The sequence below is a fragment of the Bradyrhizobium sp. SZCCT0148 genome (genome assembly GCF_018129985.1).
GTDB lineage: Bacteria > Pseudomonadota > Alphaproteobacteria > Rhizobiales > Xanthobacteraceae > Bradyrhizobium > Bradyrhizobium japonicum_H.
Map to the genome: position 1 here is coordinate 659,306 of NZ_JAFCKT010000001.1, position 19,576 is coordinate 678,881.

The 19,576-nt window shown below is 64.5% G+C and carries 21 protein-coding genes; 13 read left to right on the forward strand and 8 right to left on the reverse strand.

The window, feature by feature from the left end:
* The first annotated feature begins 46 nt into the window (after positions 1-46).
* The 5 genes from JQ580_RS03120 to JQ580_RS03140 all read left to right on the forward strand — a co-directional run bounded on the left by JQ580_RS03120 (position 47) and on the right by JQ580_RS03140 (position 4,785).
* The gene (locus tag JQ580_RS03120; protein WP_212279181.1) at positions 47-844 is read left to right on the forward strand and encodes an alpha/beta hydrolase; all 798 of its coding nucleotides are present in this window, start codon (positions 47-49) and stop codon (positions 842-844) included.
* Complete coding sequence (locus JQ580_RS03125) at positions 798-2,276, forward strand: sodium:proton antiporter (RefSeq protein WP_212278262.1); 1,479 nt, start codon at positions 798-800, stop codon at positions 2,274-2,276. The genes JQ580_RS03120 and JQ580_RS03125 overlap by 47 nt, the downstream gene beginning before the upstream one ends.
* 50 nt (positions 2,277-2,326) lie before the next feature.
* The gene (locus JQ580_RS03130; protein ID WP_212278263.1) at positions 2,327-3,424 is read left to right on the forward strand and encodes a calcium:cation antiporter; all 1,098 of its coding nucleotides are present in this window, start codon (positions 2,327-2,329) and stop codon (positions 3,422-3,424) included.
* Between the two features lie 27 nt (positions 3,425-3,451).
* Positions 3,452-3,736, forward strand: a complete 285-nt coding sequence (locus JQ580_RS03135; protein WP_091956448.1) for a cupin domain-containing protein — start codon at positions 3,452-3,454, stop codon at positions 3,734-3,736.
* 92 nt (positions 3,737-3,828) lie between these two features.
* On the forward strand, positions 3,829-4,785 hold the full coding sequence (locus JQ580_RS03140; RefSeq protein WP_212278264.1) for a hypothetical protein: 957 nt from the start codon (positions 3,829-3,831) through the stop codon (positions 4,783-4,785).
* 24 nt (positions 4,786-4,809) lie between these two features.
* Here JQ580_RS03140 and JQ580_RS03145 read toward each other — a convergent pair whose 3' ends face one another.
* Both JQ580_RS03145 and rpsU read right to left on the reverse strand, forming a co-directional pair.
* Positions 4,810-5,457 carry a tetratricopeptide repeat protein gene (locus JQ580_RS03145; protein ID WP_212278265.1) on the reverse strand — a complete coding sequence of 216 codons (648 nt, stop codon included), beginning with the start codon at positions 5,455-5,457 and terminating at the stop codon, positions 4,810-4,812.
* Between the two features lie 270 nt (positions 5,458-5,727).
* On the reverse strand, positions 5,728-6,024 hold the full coding sequence (gene rpsU / locus JQ580_RS03150; RefSeq protein ID WP_014492442.1) for a 30S ribosomal protein S21: 297 nt from the start codon (positions 6,022-6,024) through the stop codon (positions 5,728-5,730).
* A 262-nt stretch (positions 6,025-6,286) separates the two neighbouring features.
* Between rpsU and aqpZ the strand changes: the two genes are divergently transcribed.
* Positions 6,287-7,009, forward strand: coding sequence for an aquaporin Z (gene aqpZ / locus JQ580_RS03155; protein WP_212278266.1), 723 nt, complete (start codon positions 6,287-6,289; stop codon positions 7,007-7,009).
* A 36-nt stretch (positions 7,010-7,045) separates the two neighbouring features.
* Here the strand turns inward: aqpZ and JQ580_RS03160 are convergent, their stop codons facing one another.
* Complete coding sequence (locus JQ580_RS03160; RefSeq protein WP_212278267.1) at positions 7,046-8,152, reverse strand: 5-(carboxyamino)imidazole ribonucleotide synthase; 1,107 nt, start codon at positions 8,150-8,152, stop codon at positions 7,046-7,048.
* Entirely contained in the window at positions 8,149-8,637 is a 489-nt protein-coding gene (gene purE, locus JQ580_RS03165) for a 5-(carboxyamino)imidazole ribonucleotide mutase (protein ID WP_212278268.1), read from the reverse strand. The genes JQ580_RS03160 and purE overlap by 4 nt, the downstream gene beginning before the upstream one ends.
* A gap of 141 nt (positions 8,638-8,778) precedes the next feature.
* Between purE and JQ580_RS03170 the strand changes: the two genes are divergently transcribed.
* Entirely contained in the window at positions 8,779-9,504 is a 726-nt protein-coding gene (locus tag JQ580_RS03170) for a GGDEF domain-containing protein (RefSeq protein WP_212278269.1), read from the forward strand.
* Here JQ580_RS03170 and JQ580_RS03175 read toward each other — a convergent pair.
* The 3 genes from JQ580_RS03175 to JQ580_RS03185 form a co-directional block, all read right to left on the reverse strand.
* A complete protein-coding gene (locus JQ580_RS03175) occupies positions 9,501-9,752 on the reverse strand; it encodes a hypothetical protein (RefSeq protein WP_106948185.1) in 252 nt (83 codons plus the stop codon). The two genes, JQ580_RS03170 and JQ580_RS03175, sit on opposite strands and share 4 nt — an antisense overlap.
* 24 nt (positions 9,753-9,776) lie before the next feature.
* Positions 9,777-9,995 (reverse strand): hypothetical protein, encoded by a 219-nt coding sequence (locus tag JQ580_RS03180; RefSeq protein WP_212278270.1) that lies wholly within the window; start codon positions 9,993-9,995, stop codon positions 9,777-9,779.
* Between the two features lie 114 nt (positions 9,996-10,109).
* On the reverse strand, positions 10,110-10,316 hold the full coding sequence (locus JQ580_RS03185) for a YdcH family protein (RefSeq protein ID WP_008546179.1): 207 nt from the start codon (positions 10,314-10,316) through the stop codon (positions 10,110-10,112).
* Between the two features lie 329 nt (positions 10,317-10,645).
* Between JQ580_RS03185 and JQ580_RS03190 the strand changes: the two genes are divergently transcribed.
* Positions 10,646-10,825, forward strand: a complete 180-nt coding sequence (locus tag JQ580_RS03190) for a YdcH family protein (RefSeq protein WP_094893420.1) — start codon at positions 10,646-10,648, stop codon at positions 10,823-10,825.
* Positions 10,826-10,989: 164 nt separating this feature from the next.
* Here JQ580_RS03190 and JQ580_RS03195 read toward each other — a convergent pair whose 3' ends face one another.
* Complete coding sequence (locus JQ580_RS03195; protein WP_212278271.1) at positions 10,990-12,093, reverse strand: NAD(P)/FAD-dependent oxidoreductase; 1,104 nt, start codon at positions 12,091-12,093, stop codon at positions 10,990-10,992.
* 202 nt (positions 12,094-12,295) lie between these two features.
* On the opposite strand from JQ580_RS03195, the gene JQ580_RS03200 reads away from it, so the two are divergent.
* The 5 genes from JQ580_RS03200 (at position 12,296) to JQ580_RS03220 (ending at position 19,553) form a co-directional block, all read left to right on the forward strand.
* Positions 12,296-14,980 (forward strand): sensor domain-containing protein, encoded by a 2,685-nt coding sequence (locus tag JQ580_RS03200; RefSeq protein ID WP_212278272.1) that lies wholly within the window; start codon positions 12,296-12,298, stop codon positions 14,978-14,980.
* A gap of 138 nt (positions 14,981-15,118) precedes the next feature.
* Entirely contained in the window at positions 15,119-16,579 is a 1,461-nt protein-coding gene (locus tag JQ580_RS03205; protein WP_212279182.1) for a glycerol-3-phosphate dehydrogenase, read from the forward strand.
* A 73-nt stretch (positions 16,580-16,652) separates the two neighbouring features.
* Positions 16,653-17,825: an ABC transporter ATP-binding protein gene (locus JQ580_RS03210; RefSeq protein ID WP_212278273.1), complete on the forward strand. Its 1,173-nt coding sequence runs from the start codon at positions 16,653-16,655 to the stop codon at positions 17,823-17,825.
* Positions 17,822-18,736 carry an ABC transporter permease gene (locus tag JQ580_RS03215; protein ID WP_212278274.1) on the forward strand — a complete coding sequence of 305 codons (915 nt, stop codon included), beginning with the start codon at positions 17,822-17,824 and terminating at the stop codon, positions 18,734-18,736. Before JQ580_RS03210 ends, JQ580_RS03215 begins: the two co-directional genes overlap by 4 nt.
* A gap of 4 nt (positions 18,737-18,740) precedes the next feature.
* Positions 18,741-19,553, forward strand: coding sequence for an ABC transporter permease (locus JQ580_RS03220; RefSeq protein ID WP_212278275.1), 813 nt, complete (start codon positions 18,741-18,743; stop codon positions 19,551-19,553).
* Positions 19,554-19,576: the final 23 nt, after the last annotated feature.

A 19,576-nucleotide genomic window follows, 5' to 3' on the forward strand; every position in this document is an offset into this window, starting at 1 on the left:
CCGACGTCATGAAATTGCTGTGGAGCCGTCGCAAGCCCGCACAATGATCACCATCGCCAAATGGGCCGTCATCCTGTTCGCGACCGTCTATCTCGCCGGACTCGTCGTGCTCTACGCCCGGCAGCGCGAGATGCTGTTTCCGATACCGACCGCCCAGCGGACCCCGCCTGAGGCGGCAAATTATCCCGAGGCGGAGGAGCATGTCCTGAGCACCTCGGATGGCGAGAAGATCATCGTCTGGCACGTGCCGGCGAGGTCCGGCCGGCCCGTGATCCTGTATTTCCCAGGCAATGGCGATTTTCTCGCGGGCAGTGTCGGCCGCTTCAAGGCCATGACGGCCGACGGCACCGGCCTCGTCGCGCTGTCCTACCGCGGCTATGCCGGCTCGAGCGGCGCGCCGAGCGAGGAGGGGCTGCTGCGCGATGCCGCCGCGGCCTATGCCTTCAGCACGGCCCGCTACACGGCCGAACGCATCGTCGCCTGGGGCTTTTCGCTCGGGACCGGCGTGGCGGTCGCGCTCGCCTCGGAACAGCGTGTTGGGAAACTCGTCCTGGAGGCGCCCTATACGTCGACGACCGACATTGCATCCTCGTCGTTCTGGTTCATGCCGGTGCGCCTCTTGATGCGCGATCGATTCCCTTCCGACGAGCGGATCGCGCGCGTCACTGTGCCGCTCTTGGTGATGCACGGCACCAATGACCTTGCCATTTCGATCGTGTTCGGAGAGCGTCTGTTCGCGCTCGCGCATGAACCGAAGCAGTTCGTTCGCTTTGCGGGTGGTGGACACGACAATCTCGATGCGTTCGGTGCGATCGAAACAGCAAGGCGCTTCATTGGATCCTAGACAACTCGTCACTCGGCCCTGGGGAATATCCCTTGCCGCCATTCTCGCTTTGTCACCGCAGCAGGCATGGGCCGCAACCGGTCTCGACGGTGCGGCGATGCGCTGGCCCTATGCGCTTCCGTTTGCCGGCCTGTTGCTCTCGATCGCGCTCGGACCGTTGCTGTTTGCGAAAGTCTGGCACCATCATTACGGCAAGATCGCTGCCGCCTGGTCGCTGCTGGCGCTGGCCTCGCTCCTCGTTTTTGCCGGAAGCACGGCGACGCTGGCAGCGCTTGTCCATGCGATGCTCGCCGAATATCTCGGCTTCATCGTGCTGCTGTTCGCGCTCTATGTCGTGGCCGGTGGCATTCTGATCACGGGCGACATCAAGGCCACGCCGGTGACCAATGCCGGCATCCTCGCGCTCGGCACCTTGATGGCAAGCATCGTCGGCACCACGGGGGCCGCAATGATCCTGATTCGTCCGCTGATCCGCGCCAACCGGCCGCGGCGCTACAATGCCCATGTCATCATCTTCTTCATCATTCTCGTCGCCAATGTCGGCGGCGCGCTGAGCCCGCTCGGCGATCCTCCGCTGTTCGTCGGTTTCCTGCACGGCGTCGACTTCTTCTGGACCACGCGGAACATCTGGTTACAGACCGCGATCGTCGCCGGATTGCTGCTCGCGATCTTCATCGTTGTCGATCTCTGGCGCTTTCGCAGCGAGCCTGAATTCGGCGACGCCGGTCCTGCCGCCCCCGTCCGCATCCGCGGCCTCGTCAACCTCGTGCTGATCGCAGCCATCGTCGCGAGCCTGCTGGCCTCGGCGATGTGGAAGCCCGCTATTGCTTTCGACATTCTCGGAACGAAGCTGGAGCTCGAAGACATCGCCCGCAATCTGGCGCTGTTGTCCATCGCGGCGCTGTCGGTGTGGCTGACGCCGGACGAGCACAGGCTCGCCAACGGCTTCACTTGGGAGCCGATCCGCGAGGTCGCAAAGCTGTTCGCGGGCATTTTCGTCGCCATCATTCCGGTCATCGCCATGCTCAATGCCGGGCATGACGGCGCCTTCGCATGGCTGTTGTCGGCGGTGACGGCGCCGGACGGTGCGCCGCGCGAGGTCGCCTATTTCTGGTTCACCGGCCTGATGTCGGCGTTCCTCGACAATGCGCCGACCTATCTCCTGTTCTTCCAGCTTGCCGGCGGCGATCCGCAGACGCTGATGCATGAGCTGTCGGGCACGCTCGCCTCAATCTCGATGGGCGCCGTCTACATGGGCGCGCTCACCTATATCGGCAACGCGCCGAACTTCATGGTCAGCAGCATCGCCAACGAGAACGGCATCGAGATGCCGAGCTTCTTCGGCTATCTCGTGCGCGCCGGCGCGGTGCTGATCCCGCTGTTCATGCTTTTGACGCTGCTCCCGGTCGCGCCGATCCTGCGCTGGCATTGAATCTGGCCGCCGATTTGCTACTGCTCGCTTTCAGCGATTGGAGCCGGTAGATGAGCGCGCATAATTCGATGCCAAGGTCGGCCTGGATCTTTCCGGCGCTGGCCGTGCTGCTGTTCGCAGTCGCCAGCGCGACCGGCTACGTCTTTACGCTGTCGCTCGGCGGGCTCGTCTTCGCCATCGTCCTCCTGGTCATCCTGTTCGGCACGGTGTTTGCCGCGGTTCATCATGCCGAAGTGATCGCCGAGCGGGTCGGCGAGCCCTACGGAACATTGGTGCTGACGCTCGCTGTGACAATCATCGAAGTGGCGTTGATCACCACGATCATGCTGGGCGAGAAGCCCGCCCCCGAGCTGGCGCGTGACACCGTGTTTGCCGTGGTCATGATCGTCTGCAACGGGTTGGTCGGGCTCTGTGTCTTCATCGGTGGCCTGCGATACGGGGAGCAGGGATTTCAGGTCTCCGGCGCCAATGTCTATCTCAGCGTTCTTTTCGCGCTGGCAACGATAGCTTTGATCATGCCGAACTACACGACCACGACGCCGGGCCCGGTCTATTCGGCCATCCAGCTCGGCTTCGTCGACGTCGTCACGCTCGCGCTGTACGGAGTGTTCCTCTATACCCAAACCGTTGCGCACAAGGACTACTTCGTTCATGAGCGAGGCGAGGGCGAGGATGCGAGCGCCCATCTCTCGGGCAGGATGCTCGCGCTCAGCGTCGTGCTGTTGCTGGTGTCGCTGCTGGCGGTGGTGCTGCTGGCCAAGAAATTCTCGCTGGTGGTCGATGCGGTCGGCGCTCAGATCGGAGCGCCCCCCGCTTTTGCGGGTCTGCTGGTTGCCCTTCTGATCCTGCTGCCCGAGGGCGTCGCCGCGATTACGGCGGCCCGCAGGAACGATCTCCAGAAGAGCATCAATCTCGCCCTTGGCTCCTCGCTTGCGACCATCGGCCTGACCATACCCGCCGTCGGCGTCGCGACCTGGGTGCTCGACAAGGAGCTCAAACTCGGACTGAGCCCCCAGGGCAGCGTCCTGCTCCTCCTGACCTTCTTGCTGAGCATGATGACATTCGGCACAGGCAGGACCAATCTCCTGTTCGGGCTGGTCCATATGGTGGTATTTGCCGTCTACGTGTTCATGGTTTTCGTGCCCTGAAGCGCGACGTCCGAGGAGAAGTTCCAGATGCTTGCCGCCAAGTCCGAGGTTCAGGTCGATAACGAGGAGGTCCGGGTGACGGAATGGCGCCTTCCGCCCGGTGGCGCCACCGGCCATCACACCCATGGCATGGACTATGTGATCGTCCCCGTGGTCGCTGGTGAAATGACCATCGTCGCGCCCGGCGGCGAGCGGTCCAAGGCGCAGCTGGCAGCCGGGAAATCCTATTTCCGCAAGGCCGGCGTCCAACATGACGTACTTAACGAAACCTCAACCGAGATCGTGTTCCTTGAGATCGAGCTAAAGCCGTAAGTCCGGCCCTGCAACTTGCCATCGATCCGTCGCAGTTGATCCCTTACAATGCCCCAAAGTTCCCGCATCAGATCGCGCGGGGAGTGGCCGGAATGCTGAAATACCTCGCTAAAATCTCGATGGATATTTTCCCCTCGGTGCTCGCGACGATCATCGGGGCGTACATCGTCAACCACTACATCAACGCCAAGCCGGCGGCTGATGCCCCTGCGGCTGTCGTGGCCCCTGCCGAGGCCGGCAAGAACGGCAAGCCTGCCGATGTGGCCAATCTCCCTGCGCCCGGCGTCAAGGCCAAGGGCATCCTTGAGAAGAGCGTGACGGACAAGCCGGCGGCTGAAAAGGCTGCCGATCAGCCGTCCGCCGAGCACAAATCCGCTGACGTGGCCCCGGCCGAGGCTCCGCGTGGCAAGCCGTCGGCGCGCGAGAAGGCTGCGGCCAAGTCAACCCCGGCCGCAGGCACCCCCGCGCCCGTGGTAGAGGCCAATTCGGCGCCGGCTGCTGCGGCTTCCGGCCCTGACGCCAACGACCTCGTGCGTGCCGCGGTCGAGCGGCTGCGCAAGTCTCCTGAGGGCAAACCTTCTGAAGCCAAGTCTTCAGAAGGCAAGTCGGGGGAGAGCAAGTCCGCCGAAACCAGGCCGGTTGAGACCAAGCCTGTCGAGACCAAGTCAGCCGAGAGGCCGACCGAGCCTGCCGTGCGAGAAGCTGCCCGCACGCCGGAAGCCCCGCGGGTGATCAGCGTGGAGCCGGCTACGGTCCGTCCGCTGCCGCCGCCAATCACGGTATCGACGCCTTCACCGGACGCCTATGGCAAGGATGGTGCCTCGCCGGCCAATCCGCCTTACACAGCCTCGGTCGGCAACGATGATCCGAATCGGATGACGCCGCCGGCTGACATTCCCGTGCCGGTGATCGCGCCCCCGCTCGATCTGCGCGCCGACGCCGGTGGCTTCATTCCGCGGCCGAAGAAGACCAATGTCGCCGACGAGATGCTGTCGGGCATGAAGTCGATGTTCCACTCGGTCCTGCCCAAGGGCGCCACCCCCGATTAAGACGGCGCCAGCGCCGCCAAAACGTCAGCCGCCGACGCGGGCGAGGCCGTTGCGCGCGGCGTCGTCGCGTGGGCGAAGCGAGACAGCCCTGGTGTAGGACGCCGCCGCCTTGGCCTTGTCGCCCAGCCGCTCATAGGCCTGTCCGCGCGTGGTCCAGACCTGTGCGTTCTGCGGATCGGCCTCGGAAGCCTCATCCAGATCGGCCGTGGCCTCCTTGACCTTGCCGAGCGCGAGGTGGCTGGCGGCGCGGCCGAGCAGCGGCTCGACCTTCTGGGGATTGAGCCCGCTCGCCGCGCTGAAATCTGCAATCGCGAAATCGTGCTGATTGTTGCCCTGGTAGATCAGGGCACGACCATACAGCGCCTGCGCATTGTAGGGATCGAGCCCGACCGCGCGATTGAACTCGTCGAGCGCGGCAGCGGTCTCGCCTGACTTGGCGAGGGATTGGGCTTTTGCGGTGTGGGCCTGGGCTTCGGCGACGTTGCCCGCGCTCACCGCGCTCTCGGCGGGCGCCGCCGCCTTGGGAGCCTCCTGCGGCTTGTCCTTCTCCGGCGTCAGCGATCCCAGATCGAAAGAACAGCCGCAGAGCGTGATCCCCATCAAAGCCAGCGCGAGTGGCTGCCAGATCTGGCGTAGCCGCGCCAAGCCGCGCTGAGGGTAGGGGAAGGCCATCTACGGTTCGCTCGCGCTAGAGCTTGATCCGGACCCGAAGGGCCGCGTTGGCGAAAAGCATGCAGCGGTTTCCTCGCGACAAACGTCGAACGCGTTTGCGTAGAGATCATGCTCGAACAACAAATTAAAGCGCGACGACGTTCAATCCAAATCTCATCGCGCTTGCGTGACGCATCCGTGGTACGGCCCGGAAAGGCACTGCGCGCAAACAATAACGCGGGCCAGAGGCCCGCGTCATCCAAAACTGAAAGTCTTGCTAGGGTCGGTAAATCAGCGCGGTCCGCGCGGACCTGCACCCGGGCCGCTACGGCCGCCGCGATCACCGCCGGGACCTGCGCCGAACACCGGCTTGGGCTTCATCGGCAGCAGGCCTTCACGCTGCAGCTTCTTGCGGGCCAGCTTGCGCGCGCGGCGCACGGCTTCGGCCTTTTCGCGGGCCTTCTTCTCGGAGGGCTTCTCGTAATGACCGCGGAGCTTCATCTCGCGGAAAATTCCCTCGCGCTGCATCTTCTTCTTCAGCGCCTTGAGGGCTTGGTCGACATTGTTATCGCGAACGAGAACCTGCACGCGGCATCCTCTTCAGTGGATCGGATTTGAATTCTGGTAAGTCAAAGGGGATGGCGAAAACGCGCAAGCCCTTAACCTTGAGGGCGCGGATGTATCAGACAAATCCCGCAATGTCCACCGGCCAAGCGGGCTTTCGGGCCAAGTTCAGCCATTAAATGAGGCGAAAATACCTCTGCGCGGCCCTGATTTGGGCGATTCGACGCCGGCGATGGGGCCGTTTCCGGAGCTTTGTTCCGGAATCTCGAGAAGCAGGGGACGACCCATGGATATCAAGAAATATGCCGCCGAGGCCATCGGCACTTTCTGGCTCACATTCGCCGGCTGCGGAAGCGCAGTGATTGCTGCGGGCTTCCCTGAGGTCGGAATCGGCCTGGTCGGCGTTTCCCTCGCATTCGGACTGAGCGTGGTCACCATGGTCTACGCGATCGGCCATATCTCGGGCTGCCATCTGAACCCGGCCGTCACGGTCGGGCTTGCTGCCGGCGGCCGTTTCCCCACCGGGCAGATCCTGCCCTATGTGATTGCGCAGGTGGCCGGCGCGATCATAGCCGCCTGGCTCCTCTACGTCATCGCGAGCGGGGCTCCCGGATTCGACGTCGGCAAGGGCTTCGCCTCCAACGGCTATGATACGCATTCGCCCGGCCAGTACAGCATGATCGTGTGCTTCCTCACCGAGGTTGTGATGACCATGATGTTTCTGTTCATCATCATGGGCGCAACCCATGGACGCGCGCCCGCAGGCTTCGCGCCGCTCGCGATCGGGCTTGCGCTGGTGATGATCCATCTCGTCAGCATCCCCGTCACCAACACCTCGGTGAACCCGGCCCGCAGCACGGGCCCTGCGCTGTTCGTCGGTGGCTGGGCGACGGCTCAGCTCTGGCTGTTCTGGGTCGCACCGCTGATCGGTGGCGCGCTGGGCGGGGTGGTCTATCGCTGGCTCAGCGAGGAGCCCGCTGGAATCGTCGCAGGCGCGAAGACGGCGTAGTCGCAAAGCGGGATCGCAGCGATTGCTGCGGTCCCGTTACTTGCCCGTGGTGGGACGCACTTCGGTGACGTGGCCCATCTTCCGGCCGGGGCGCGGCGCACCCTTGCCGTAGATGTGCACGGTCGCGCCCGGCACGCTCAGCCACTTCTCGTAATCGTTGATCTCATCGCCGATCAGATTGGTCATGGTGACGACTTCGCCGTGGCGAACGGGCTTGCCGAGCGGCCAGCCGGCGATGGCGCGAATGTGCTGCTCGAACTGCGATACCGACGCGCCGTCCAGCGTCCAGTGCCCCGAATTATGCACGCGCGGCGCGATCTCGTTGACCAGCACCTTCGGGCCGGTGCCGTTGGCGAGCACGAACATCTCGACAGCGAGCACACCGACATAGTCGAGTGCGCTTGCGATCTTGCCGGCGATGCTACGGGCTTCCGCGGCGAGCGCGTCGGGGATCCGGGCGGGCGCCCGGGATATCTTCAGAATGTGGTCGCGATGCTCGTTCTCGGTGACGTCGAAACACTCGACCTCGCCGGTGGCAGAGCGTGCGGCGATCACGGAGATCTCACGCTCGTAGGGCACGAAGGCTTCCAGGATCGCGGATTTGGTGGCAAGGCTGGTCCACACCTTGGCGATGTCGTCGCCCTCGCGGATGATGGCCTGGCCCTTGCCGTCATAACCGAAGCGGCGGGTCTTGAGCACGGCCGGAAGGCCGATCTTGGCGATCGCATCGCGCAGCGAGGACACCGAGGTGACGTCGGCATAGGCCGCGGTGCCGATGCCGAGCCGCGTCACGAAATCTTTCTCGGCGAGCCGGTCCTGGGTGGTCTCGAGGATCTTGCGGTTGGGCAGCACGGGTCGACGCGCGTCCAGCACCATCGCGGCGGCCGATGGCACGTTCTCGAATTCGTAGGTGATGACGTCGACGTCGTTGGCGAACAGTTCGAGCGCTTCGACATCGGCATATTCGGCGCAGGTCGCGTTCAATACGACGTCGAAGGCCGGCGAGTCCGGATCGGGCGAGAACACCTGGCAGCGCAGGCCGAGCCGCGCCGCAGCCATGGCCAGCATTCGGCCCAATTGTCCGCCGCCGAGGATGCCGATGGTGTCACCGGGCTTCAGCTTCACCTGCCTGGTGTCGGTCACGCCTTGTCCTCCGGACGCTCGGAGACCGCCTCGGTTTGCGCCTTGCGCCAGGCGGCGAGGCGATCGGCCAGGGCCGGGTCCGACAACGCCAGGACGGACGCCGCCAGTAGCGCGGCGTTGATCGCGCCGGCCTTGCCGATGGCGAGGGTACCGACCGGGATGCCGGCGGGCATCTGGACGATCGAATAGAGCGAGTCGAGGCCCTTGAGCGTCTTGGATTCGACGGGAACGCCGAACACTGGAAGCTCGGTCAGCGCCGCCGCCATGCCGGGCAGGTGTGCAGCGCCTCCGGCGCCGGCGATGATGACCTTGAACCCGGCAGCCTTGGCCCCCTTGGCGAAAGCAAAGAGGCGGTCGGGGGTGCGATGGGCCGAAACGATGCGGGTTTCGGCCGCAATGCCGAGCTCTGCCAGCGTGTCGGCGGCATGCCGCATCGTGTCCCAGTCCGACTGGCTTCCCATGATGATGGCGATCGGCGCGGTCATGACGTTAATTGTGCCTGAAAAACAGAAAGATAGGCCAGATTGACGGTTCCGGCCGGCGGCTCGCAAGGCGGTGGCAAGGAGAAGGGAATCCACTATCCTGTCTTGGTGAATCCCCGCAAGCCTTCATTGAGCAGGACGCCCATGAAGAAACCAAAAAGGGCGGCCCCTGCGAAGGCCAAAAAGGGCCGGAAGACCAGCGCCGGCCGATCCAGAGCTGCCCCCCACCGGCTGACCAAGCGTCCGGCGAAGCCGGCGCGGCGCAGCGCGTCGGACGAGGATGGTGCCAAGAATAGCGTCAAGGCAACGATCCGGGACTTGCGGACCAAGCTCAAGCAGGCGCAACGACGGGTTGCGGAACTCGAAGCTGCGGCCGACACCGATTTCCTTCTGGACATTCCGAACCGGCGCGGCTTCGAGCGCGAGCTGGCGCGCGCCATCGCCTACATGAAGCGCTATCGCGCCACTGGGGCGCTGATCGTGCTCGACGTCGATCGGTTGAAGCCGATCAACGATTCGTTTGGACATGGTGCAGGCGACGAGGTGCTCAAGGCGATTGCCACCACGCTGACGCGGCAGGTCCGTGCCTCCGACGTGGTCGGGCGGCTCGGGGGCGACGAGTTCGCGCTGCTGCTCTGGAATCTCAGCGGGACCGACGCCAAGGCGAAGGCGGTTGCCTTCGAACAGGCGGTCGACGAATTGTCCTTTGTCTTTCGCGGCCAGCACGTGACCGCGGGCGCCTCCGCCGGTGTTGCGCTGCTGGGGGCGCAGTCCGATCCCGGCCGCGCCCTCGAGGAGGCGGATGCCGCCATGTATGTCCGCAAGGCGCAGCGGCGGCACGAGCCGCGGATCAGGCTGGTCGGCAGCTAAAGCGCGCTGAGATCCGGCGGTACGGCACCGAACTTCCGCAGCAATTTTGCGTCGCCAAACTCGCCGGTCAGGGGATCGCCACTGCGGCTGAAGGCGACGGCGCCGATATGGCCGGCGCCGCGCGCCAGCATTTCCGCACGTCGCAGGGCGGCAGCCGATGTCTGACATTCCTCGGCCGCGCCTGCCACCGGCGAGCCGTCCTCGTCGGTCAGGAAGGGCAATGCAACGTAGTAGGTGACGTCGGGCATGGTCGGCTCCGATGGGCTGACGGTTCAGCCAGCGCTGCTCTTGCTCCGCATCTTGCTGCGCGAAGTGTCTGGAATGCAGCCGGCGGAAATCGCCGCCTGCAATTCCTCCAGCTCGGCCTCGAGATATTCGTTGGCCATGATCAGCGCCTTGATGGTGCTGCGCAGATTGCCGTCACACATCGCGATCGCCTGATCGCAGGCCTGTTCGTAGTGGCTATTGTCGGGAGGGGCGGCTGGCGACATCTGCGTTTCCTCGTGCGTTCCAGGGGCGCGTTGGCTCTCAAATGTTCTTATTTTGTTCTTTTCGAGTCAAGCGGATTCCTTTTACCGTGGAGCGGTCACGCACACGTCTGCCGATCAGGCGATGATGTCGGGGGTGATCTGGTCTTCGATGAACGCGATGCGGTCTCGCAACAACAGCTTGCGCTTCTTCAACCGCTGCAGCCGCAACAGGTCGGGGGCGGGCGATTGATGCAGTGCATCGATCGCCGCATCGAGGTCTCGGTGTTCCTGCTGCAACCGGGTGAGCTCGGCTTCGAGCTCACGCTCGTCTTCATTGGTCATGTCTGCGGTGGCCGAAAACCGATAGGCGTGGGATGAAGGCTGTGGATGCCCTGTGGAAATTATCGTCCTTGCGCGGCGTGACCGCAAGCGATCTGCGACCATCGTACGCCGATCTCCAGCGAGATATTTCCGCTGATCGCTGCGGTGCTGCGCAAGCGCATTGATATCATGGATATTTCCCGTGCGGTTCCTTTACTCACGCTTCGTTACATATGAATTTTCAAAAATGAAGCTGCGACGACGGATACCCATCGACAGGACGAATCGGTGATGTAGACTTCGTTGTCCGGATCGAATCCTGAGGTTCAACCCTACCGAGGAGGTTTCGAATGACAATTCAGGCACATCTCGTTGAATTGGAGCGGAAGCACAAACTTCTCGAAAACGAATTGCACGATGCTCTCGTGCACCTTTCAACGGACGACCTGCAAATTGTTGAGTTGAAGCGCCGGAAGTTGATGGTCAAGGACCAGATCGAGCGTTTGAGGCACGGCGACACGCTCCACTAGCAACCCCCGTAACAGTGTTGAGTTGATCATACCTTGTCTCACAGGGGTGGGAGCTTTTGCGCTCATCCCTGCCTTAAGGTGCGCACCGTGCAGAGACGTCTGCGCGGTGCTTAATTTTGGCGGAACGCGTAGTCTTGCCGCGAGCCGCCTCGCTCGAAAACGCTTCAGATTTCCGCGAGCTCGGCGACGTGATCTGCGATCGCGAGCGACGACGTCAATCCCGGCGATTCGATGCCGAACAGGTTGATCAGGCCGGCGACGCCGTGATCGCGCGGGCCCTGCATCAGGAAATCCTGCGTCGCGACCGCGGGCGGTACGATCTTCGGCCGGATACCCGAATAGCTCGGCATCAACGCGCCGTCAGGCAGCGTCGGCCAGTATTTGCGGATCGCCGGGTAGAACCGCTCGGCGCGTGACGGGTCGACTTCGTAATCGATCGTTTCGATCCACTCGACGTCAGGGCCGAAGCGCGCCTGCCCAGCCATGTCCAGCGTCAGATGCACGCCGAGCCCGCCTGGTTCGGGCACCGGATAGATCAGGCGCGAGAACGGCGCCTTGGCGTTGCAGCTGAAGTAATTTCCTTTGGCGAGATAGGCGCGTGGAATGCGGTCCAGCGGCATGCCGTCGATATTGCGCGCCACGTGGGTCGCCGAGAGTCCCGCAGCGTTGACGAGGAGGCTGCATTGCAGCGTCATCGGCGCCTCGCCGCCGGCGTCGATCTCGATCAGGCCGTTCGCAGCCCTGGCGCGGACCAGCGGCGTGTAAAACGCGAACGCCGCGCCGGCTTCCTCGGCCTCGCCGCGCAGCGAGAGCATGTAGGCGTGGCTGTCGATGATCCCCGTCGATGGCGACAGCAGCGCGGCGTCGCAGGCCAGCGCCGGCTCGAGCGCGCGTGCCGCCTCGCCCGTCAGCAGCTGCATGTCGAGCACGCCATTGGCCTCGGCATGCGCCTTGATCGATTGCAGCTTCTCGGTCTCCTTCGGGCTGGTCGCAACGATCAGCTTGCCGCAATTCCTGTGCGGGATGCCGCGCTCGGCGCAATAGCGGTAGAGCGCGTGCTTGCCGTCGACGCACATGCGCGCCATCCAGCTCCCGGCGCGGTAGTAGATGCCGGCGTGGATCACCTCGCTGTTGCGCGAAGAGGTGATGGTGCCGATCGCCTCGGCCTCCTCGAGCACGATGACCTCGCGCCCAGCCTGCGCAAGCTTTCGAGCCACCGCGAGCCCGACCACGCCGGCTCCGATGACGACGCAATCGACCCTATCCATGGCTGTGCAGGACGTGTGCTGGAAACGCCGGTGGCATCCGGCCTGGAGAGAATGGCGCGGGGCCATTTTCCGTTAAGGAAGAATTTATCATGTCAGGGCAATTGCCGTATTTCACGTCACATTTTTCCGTTGCGCGTACAGGCGTTTACCCGATCCAAACCCGTGAAGCCAGACAATCCAACGTTGAAATCGCGGGTGGCTGATGGCTGAGAAGAACTGGCATGAGGGCAGCACGCTTCCGATTGCTGTGCAGGCCGTTGTGTGCCTCGCCGGCACGGTTGCGCCCGCGCGCGCCGTTGCGCTGTCGGACAGCTTCGCCGCGCCGAGCTATCTTGGCGAGCTCGATCCCAACGTGGTCTGGGAAGTCCTGATCGCGGGAATCGTCGTCTGTGCCTTCCTCGCCGCGATCGCGCTGTGGATCCATTCCTCGCTGCGCCGGACCCGGCGCTTGCAGCTCCGGCGCAACGCCTTCGTCTCCTCCGCCATGAACAATCTCAACCAGGGCGTGGTGATGACGGATGCGCAGCGCCGCATCATCTTCTGCAACGACCGTTATCTCGAGATCTATGGACTGAAGCGGTCGGACCTCTGGGCCGACATGAACGGCTATGAGCTTCTGGAGCTGCGACGCAAGCGAGGCGTGCTTGCCGCCTCCGATGACGAGTTCTACGAGAAGGCGGCCAGCCCCAACGGTCTGATCACCGAGCTGCCGGACGGGCGGGCCATCCTGGTGAAATATTTCGTGCTGCCGAACGGCGGCTCGGTGGCGACCCATCTGGATGTCAGCGAGCAGCGCAAACTGTCCCGACAGCTCGCCTCGACCAAGCAGTTCCTCGAGACGGTGCTGGACAACGTGCCGGCCTGCGTGGCTGCAAAGAACATCGAGGACGGCCGCTACATCTTCGCCAACAGCGCCTATGAGCGGTTCTGGGGGTTCTCGCGCGATCACGTCGTCGGCAAGAATGCGCGCGAACTGTTCGAGTCCGTCTCGGCGGCCAGCATCGAGGCAACCGACCGGGCGGCGCTCAATTCACCGGACGGCCAGTTCCGCAACGAATTCGAGGTCGATCGTGGCGGCGAGCGGCGTCTGGTCGCCTCGATCCGGATCGTGGTCCGCAACGAGAGCAACAAGCCCGAATTCCTGATGCTCGTGTTCGAGGACATCACCGACCGCCGCTCGCTGTCGAAGGAGCTGGAGAGCACCAAGAAGTTCCTCGAGCTGGTGGTCGACAACATCCCGGTGGCGTTGATCGTCGAACAGGTCAAGGACGGCCGCTATCTGCTTGCCAATCGCAGCGCCGAGACGATCCTCAACCGCCGGCGCGAGGAAGCGACCGGCCTGACCGCTTCGGACATCTTCAATCCCAAGGAAGCCAAGCTGATCATCGCGCGCGACGAAGCCGCGATCAGGAAACGCGGGATGATCTCCGAGGAGCACCCGATCTCGACCAAGGCGGGCTTGCGCCTGTTCCTGACGCGCCGCGCCACCGTGGTCAACGAAGCCGGCGAGCCGCAATATCTGATCAAGACTCACGAGGACGTCACCGACCGCCGCCAGACCGAGTCGCGCATGGCGCACATGGCGTATCACGACGGCCTCACCGACCTGCCGAACCGCGCCGCCTTCCTGCAGGCGCTGAACCAGATGATCGAGGCCTGCGAAGGCACCGGCGAGGAGTTCGCGGTCCTCTCGATCGACCTCGACGGCCTCAAGGAGGTCAACGACGTCTTCGGCCACGCGCTCGGCGACAAGCTCCTGATCGAGGTCGCGCAGCGGCTGCAGGACGTGGCGCGGGGCGGCCTTGTCGCGCGCCTGTCCGGCGACGAGTTCGGGCTCATCATCGACGGCAAGCAGCCTGAGGCCGGCCTCGCGCTGGCGCAGCATGTCGGCGAAGCCGTCTCCCGGGATTTCCATATCGACGGCCGCCCGGTGCGCGCCGGCGTGACCACCGGCATGTCGATCTTCCCGCATAACGGCACCGACGGCGCGTCTTTGCTCGCCAATGCCGGTGCGGCGCTGTTCCGCGCCAAGCAGAAGTCGCGGGGCACGATCAGCCTCTACCAGCCGGAGATGGACCAGCAGATCCGCGATCGCCGCGTGCTGCACCAGGACCTCTCGGTGGCGATCAAGAACGGCGAACTCTCGCTGGCGTTTCAGCCGCAGGGTGTCGCGGGCCACAGCGTCCCCGAGAGCGAGATCATCGGCTTCGAGGCGCTGGCGCGCTGGCAGCACCCGGTGCGCGGCCAGGTCTCGCCGGCCGAATTCATACCGATCGCCGAGGAGAGCGGCCTGATCGTCGAGATGGGCGAATGGATCCTGCGCGAGGCCTGCCGCGAGGCAGCGTCCTGGCCGAAGCCGCTCCAGGTCGCGGTCAACCTGTCGCCGGCGCAGTTCATGCACGGCGACGTGGTCGGGCTGGTCCATTCGATCCTGATCGAGACCGGGCTTGCGCCCGGCCGGCTCGAACTGGAGATCACCGAGGGCGTGCTGATTGAGGATTTCGACCGGGGCCTTGCGCTGCTGCGCCGCCTCAAGGCGCTCGGCGTGCGCATCTCCATGGACGATTTCGGCAGCGGATATTCCTCGCTGAGCTACCTCCAGGCGTTCCCGTTCGACAAGATCAAGATCGACCGGGCCTTCATCATCAATCTCGGCCGCAACCCGCAATCGGCTGCGATCGTTCGCGCGGTGATCGATCTTGGCCACGGCCTTGAAATGTCGATCGTCGCCGAGGGCGTCGAGACCATCGAGCAACTTGTGTTCCTGGCCAAGGAAGGCTGCGACGGCGTGCAGGGCTATCTGCTCGGCAAGCCGCTGCCGATCGGAAAGTATGCCGGGCTCGTCGGCCGCGCTGAGATCATGGAGCTTGCGCTCAAGACCGGCTGAAGCGTCTTCGAGCGACGTGGCCGCCGGTTCTCGTCAAGAAAATGCGTCAGAACCAGAATCCAGGGCCCCGTTCCGATTTCATCGGCGCGGAAATGGCTCTAGTGATGATGGAGCGCTTTGCTCCTTCTCGACGGCTTCATGGCGGATTACGACCTCGCGATCATCGGCGGCGGCCTGAACGGTGTCAGTCTCGCGCGCGATGCGGCAGGCCGCGGCCTGCGGGTGATCCTGTTCGAGCAGGGCGATCTCGGCGGCGCGGCATCGTCGGCGACATCGCGGCTGATCCATGGCGATCTGTCGGTGCTGGAGCGGCGCGGGTTCCGGCGGGTGCGCCGGGCCCTGGCCGAGCGCCGGATCTGGCTCCGGATCGCGCCGCATCTGGTCCGGCCGATGCGCTTCGTGATCCCCGCGCATTCCGACGAGCGGCCGCCGTGGCTGCTGCGCGCCGGCCTTTATGTCTATGACGGTCTCACGAACCGGGGCGGCCTGCCGCCATCGGCAACGCTGGACATCACGCACCATGCGGTGGGCAACGCGCTGAAGCGCCCGTTCGGCACGGCGTTCGAATATTCGGACTGCGTCGTCGACGATTCTCGCCTGGTGGTGCTGACGGCGCTGGATGCGGCCGAGCGTGGCGCTGCGATCCGGACTGGCGCGCGTTGTGTCCGTGCCGACAGAACCGATACCTGGCGGCTTGCGGTGGTCGATCGTGGCCATCGCCGCACGATCACGTCGCGGGCGCTGGCCAACGCCACCGGTGGCTGGTCGCCGATGGTCGCCGATACCGTGCTGCGGCAGCCGCAGCCCGCCATGGCGGCCACGCAGATGAGCCAGATCATCGTGCCCAGGCTGTTCGAGTCCGAGAATGTCTACGTCTTTCAGAACAACGATGGACGGCTGATCTTTGCCCGGCCCTTCGAGCGCGACTTCACGCTGATCGGCACTGTCACGCACGCCTTCACCGGCGATCCCGCCATTGTCGCGATGCCGGGGGCCGACGTCGGCTATCTCTGCGACGCCGCCAGCCGCTATTTTCGCGAGCGCGTTGCCCCGACCGATGTGGTCCGGACGGTCTCCGGCGTCAACCTGACGCTGGCGTCCACGCGCGGCCGCGACGGCACGATGCTGTTCCATGCACGGCGACGCAAGGCGCCGCTGCTGACGATGTTCGGCGGCGACGTCACCACCTCGCGGCTTCGCGCGGAGTGGGCGGTGACGAAGCTGACGCCGTTCTATCCGATGTCGCCGCCCTGGACCGCCGGCGCCGCGCTGCCTGGCGGAGATTTTGCCTGGGACCGGTTCGACACTGAAGTCGATCTTGCGCGCGACCGCTGGCGCTTTCTGTCGGAGCCGGAGGCGCAACGTCTGGTCGGAGCCTATGGCTCGCGGTTGTCGGCAGTGCTCGGCGAGGCCAGGAGCCGCGACGAACTTGGTCCGGCCTTCGGCCCCGAGTTGACGGGTGCCGAGATCCGCTACCTGATGGCTTGTGAATGGGCGCGCTTTCCGGACGATATCCTCTGGCGCCGATCCAAGCTGGGCCTGACCATGCCTGCGGCGAACCGCGACGCAGTTGCGACGTTCATGGCGAATGTGATGTGAACGATCTTTCCGATGCAGTTGAGCCAAGGACAATCGGCGGATAGCGTGCGGCGGAATCGGGGTTGGCAGAAACATGACGGACGAGTTGCCCAGAACAGACGGCGTGGCCAACGCGGGCGGCGGAGATCCGCTTCCCGCAGCGCGCCAACCCCTGCTGCGCATCGAGGGCGTCGCCAAGACCTTTGGCACTTTCCGCGCCGTGGACGGGGTCTCGCTCGACATCAAGGCCGGCGAGTTCTTCGCGCTGCTCGGTCCCAGCGGCTGCGGCAAGACCACGCTGCTGCGCATGCTTGCCGGCTTCGAGGCGCCGGACGAAGGGCGCATCTTGCTCGGCGATAAGGATATCGCGCAGGCGCTGCCGCATGAGCGGCCGATCAACATGATGTTCCAGAACTACGCGCTATTTCCGCATCTCTCCGTGCGCGACAACATCGCCTTCGGCCTGAAGCGCGCTGGCATGGCGCGCGCAGAGATCGCCACCCGTGTGGCCGAGATGGTCGCGCTGGTGAAGCTCGAAGGCCTCGAGAGGCGCAAGCCGGACCAGCTCTCCGGCGGCCAGCGCCAGCGCGTGGCGCTCGCCCGTGCCCTGGCGCGACGACCGCAATTGCTGCTGCTCGACGAGCCTCTCGCCGCGCTCGACAAGAAGCTGCGCGAGAGTACGCAGGGCGAGTTGATGGAGCTGCAGCGCCGGCTCGGCATGACTTTCATTATCGTCACCCACGATCAGGAGGAGGCGATGACGGTGGCTGATCGAATCGGCGTAATGAACGCCGGCAGGCTTGCTCAGGTCGCGAGCCCCCGCGAACTTTATGAAGCGCCGCTCTCGCGCTGGATCGCGGAGTTTGTCGGAGACATCAACCTGTTCGACGGCGAGACAAGATTGCGCGACGGTCATCGTCTGATCATTGGCACGCGTGATGCGGGGACGCTGGTGGTGGCCGAGCCGCGTGAACCGGTCGGTGCGGGACAATTCTCGATCGCGATTCGTCCCGAGAAGATCAAATTGTCGCGCCGCGCTCCGGTCAGCGAAGCCGGGCGTGAAACCACGATCAATAGCCTGGACGGCGTGATCGCGGATGTCTGCTATCTCGGCGGCACCACCACCTACAAGGTCAAGCTCGACAGCGGCGCGATCGTACGGGCCTCCGTCGCCAACAGCGCGCGCCTGGATGTCGACGCCTATAGCGTGGGCCAGCAAATCGTCGCCTGGTTCACGCCCGATGATTGCTTGGTGCTGCCGTCATGAGTGCCCGCCGCATCTTCGCGCGGCCGGCGCGCTTTGCCGCGATCGCGCCCTATGTCTGGATGGTGCTGTTCTTCCTGGTGCCCTTCGCCTTCGTGCTGAAGATCAGCCTGTCGCAGACGGCGATCGCGCAGCCGCCTTACGAGCCGGTATTCGACCTGACGGCGGGGTGGGACGCGCTGAAGGCGGCCTTTGCCGCACTCTCGATCGACAATTTCAGGCTGCTCGTCTCCGACGACCTCTACGTATTCGCCTATGTGCGCAGCCTCACTGTCGCCGTAACCTCAACGGCGCTCTTGCTGCTCGTCGGCTATCCCATCGCCTATGGCATGGCGCGGCTGCCGAGACGTTGGCAGGCGGTGGCGATGGTGCTGGTCATCGTACCGTTCTGGACCTCGTTCCTCATCCGCATCTATGCCTGGATCAACATCCTCCAGCACGACGGGCTGCTGAACCAGATCCTGCTGGGGCTGCACCTGGTCAGCCAGCCCGTGGTCTGGCTCTCCACCGACAGCGCGATGTATATCGGCATCGTCTATTCCTATCTGCCGTTCATGATCCTGCCGCTCTACGCCACGCTCGCGAAGATGGAGCCTGTGCTGGAGGAGGCAGCCTCCGATCTCGGCGCGCCGCCGTGGCAGGTGTTCTGGCTCGTCACCTTTCCGCTATCGCTGCCCGGCGTCGGCGCCGGCGTGCTGTTGTGCTTCATTCCCATCGTCGGCGAATTCGTCATCCCGGATCTTCTGGCCGGCTCGAATTCGTTGATGATCGGCCAGACCCTGTGGCTCGAATTCTTCACCAACAAGGACTGGCCCGTCGCCTCCGCCGCGGCGATCATTCTGCTGGTCGTGCTGCTGGTGCCGCTGCTGCTGTACGAACGGCTGCAGAAGCGGCAGCTGGAACAGGGGCGGTGACGCGATGCGCAAGGTCTCCCGCCTGTCCCGTTTCAACATCGCCTCGCTCGCACTGGGGCTGGCCTTCCTCTATCTGCCGATCCTCATCCTCGTCATCTATTCCTTCAATGCCTCGCGGCTGGTGACGGTGTGGGGCGGTTGGTCGCTGCGCTGGTATCATGAATTCTTCAACGACCGCGCCATGATCGAGGCGGCTTGGATGAGCTTTCGTGTCGCGGCGTCCTCGGCGACCATCGCCACGCTGCTCGGCACGCTCGCCGCGGTCGCATTGTCGCGCGGTGAACGCTTCCGCGGCCGTACGCTGTTCTCCGGCATGCTTTACGCGCCATTGGTGATGCCCGAGGTGATCACGGGGCTGTCGCTGCTGCTGTTGTTCGTTGCGCTGAACGCCGAGCGCGGCTTCTGGACAGTGACGGTCGCCCATACCACGCTGACGATGTGCTTCGTCGCCGTGGTCGTGCAGTCCCGCCTCGGCTCGCTCGATCGTTCGCTGGAAGAGGCGGCGATGGACCTCGGCTGCGACCCGGTGCGGGCTTTTCTGTCGGTGACGCTGCCGCTGATCGCGCCCGCAATCATCGCCGGCTGGATGCTGGCCTTCACGCTGTCGCTGGACGATCTCGTGATCGCGAGCTTTACCACCGGTCCCGGCTCGGCGACGCTGCCGATCCGGATCTATTCGGAGGTGCGGCTCGGGGTGAAGCCCGAGATCAACGCGATCTGCACGCTGGTGATCGCCCTGATCGCGGCGGTCATCGTGATCGCCTCGCTGGCCTCGAAGCTGTCGAGCTCGAAAGGCGAGAGCGCGGCGCCATTGTAAGGGATGTCGTTCCGGGACGCGCA

Coding starts and splice junctions, on each gene's coding strand:
- JQ580_RS03125 (WP_212278262.1), top strand. CDS start 798: ATGCGTTCGGTGCGATCGAAACAGCAAGGCGCTTCATTGGATCCTAGA.
- JQ580_RS03130 (WP_212278263.1), top strand. CDS start 2,327: ATGAGCGCGCATAATTCGATGCCAAGGTCGGCCTGGATCTTTCCGGCG.
- JQ580_RS03135 (WP_091956448.1), top strand. CDS start 3,452: ATGCTTGCCGCCAAGTCCGAGGTTCAGGTCGATAACGAGGAGGTCCGG.
- JQ580_RS03140 (WP_212278264.1), top strand. CDS start 3,829: ATGCTGAAATACCTCGCTAAAATCTCGATGGATATTTTCCCCTCGGTG.
- JQ580_RS03145 (WP_212278265.1), bottom strand. CDS start 5,457: ATGGCCTTCCCCTACCCTCAGCGCGGCTTGGCGCGGCTACGCCAGATC.
- aqpZ (WP_212278266.1), top strand. CDS start 6,287: ATGGATATCAAGAAATATGCCGCCGAGGCCATCGGCACTTTCTGGCTC.
- purE (WP_212278268.1), bottom strand. CDS start 8,637: ATGACCGCGCCGATCGCCATCATCATGGGAAGCCAGTCGGACTGGGAC.
- JQ580_RS03170 (WP_212278269.1), top strand. CDS start 8,779: ATGAAGAAACCAAAAAGGGCGGCCCCTGCGAAGGCCAAAAAGGGCCGG.
- JQ580_RS03175 (WP_106948185.1), bottom strand. CDS start 9,752: ATGCCCGACGTCACCTACTACGTTGCATTGCCCTTCCTGACCGACGAG.
- JQ580_RS03180 (WP_212278270.1), bottom strand. CDS start 9,995: ATGTCGCCAGCCGCCCCTCCCGACAATAGCCACTACGAACAGGCCTGC.
- JQ580_RS03185 (WP_008546179.1), bottom strand. CDS start 10,316: ATGACCAATGAAGACGAGCGTGAGCTCGAAGCCGAGCTCACCCGGTTG.
- JQ580_RS03190 (WP_094893420.1), top strand. CDS start 10,646: ATGACAATTCAGGCACATCTCGTTGAATTGGAGCGGAAGCACAAACTT.
- JQ580_RS03195 (WP_212278271.1), bottom strand. CDS start 12,093: ATGGATAGGGTCGATTGCGTCGTCATCGGAGCCGGCGTGGTCGGGCTC.
- JQ580_RS03200 (WP_212278272.1), top strand. CDS start 12,296: ATGGCTGAGAAGAACTGGCATGAGGGCAGCACGCTTCCGATTGCTGTG.
- JQ580_RS03205 (WP_212279182.1), top strand. CDS start 15,119: ATGGCGGATTACGACCTCGCGATCATCGGCGGCGGCCTGAACGGTGTC.
- JQ580_RS03210 (WP_212278273.1), top strand. CDS start 16,653: ATGACGGACGAGTTGCCCAGAACAGACGGCGTGGCCAACGCGGGCGGC.
- JQ580_RS03215 (WP_212278274.1), top strand. CDS start 17,822: ATGAGTGCCCGCCGCATCTTCGCGCGGCCGGCGCGCTTTGCCGCGATC.
- JQ580_RS03220 (WP_212278275.1), top strand. CDS start 18,741: ATGCGCAAGGTCTCCCGCCTGTCCCGTTTCAACATCGCCTCGCTCGCA.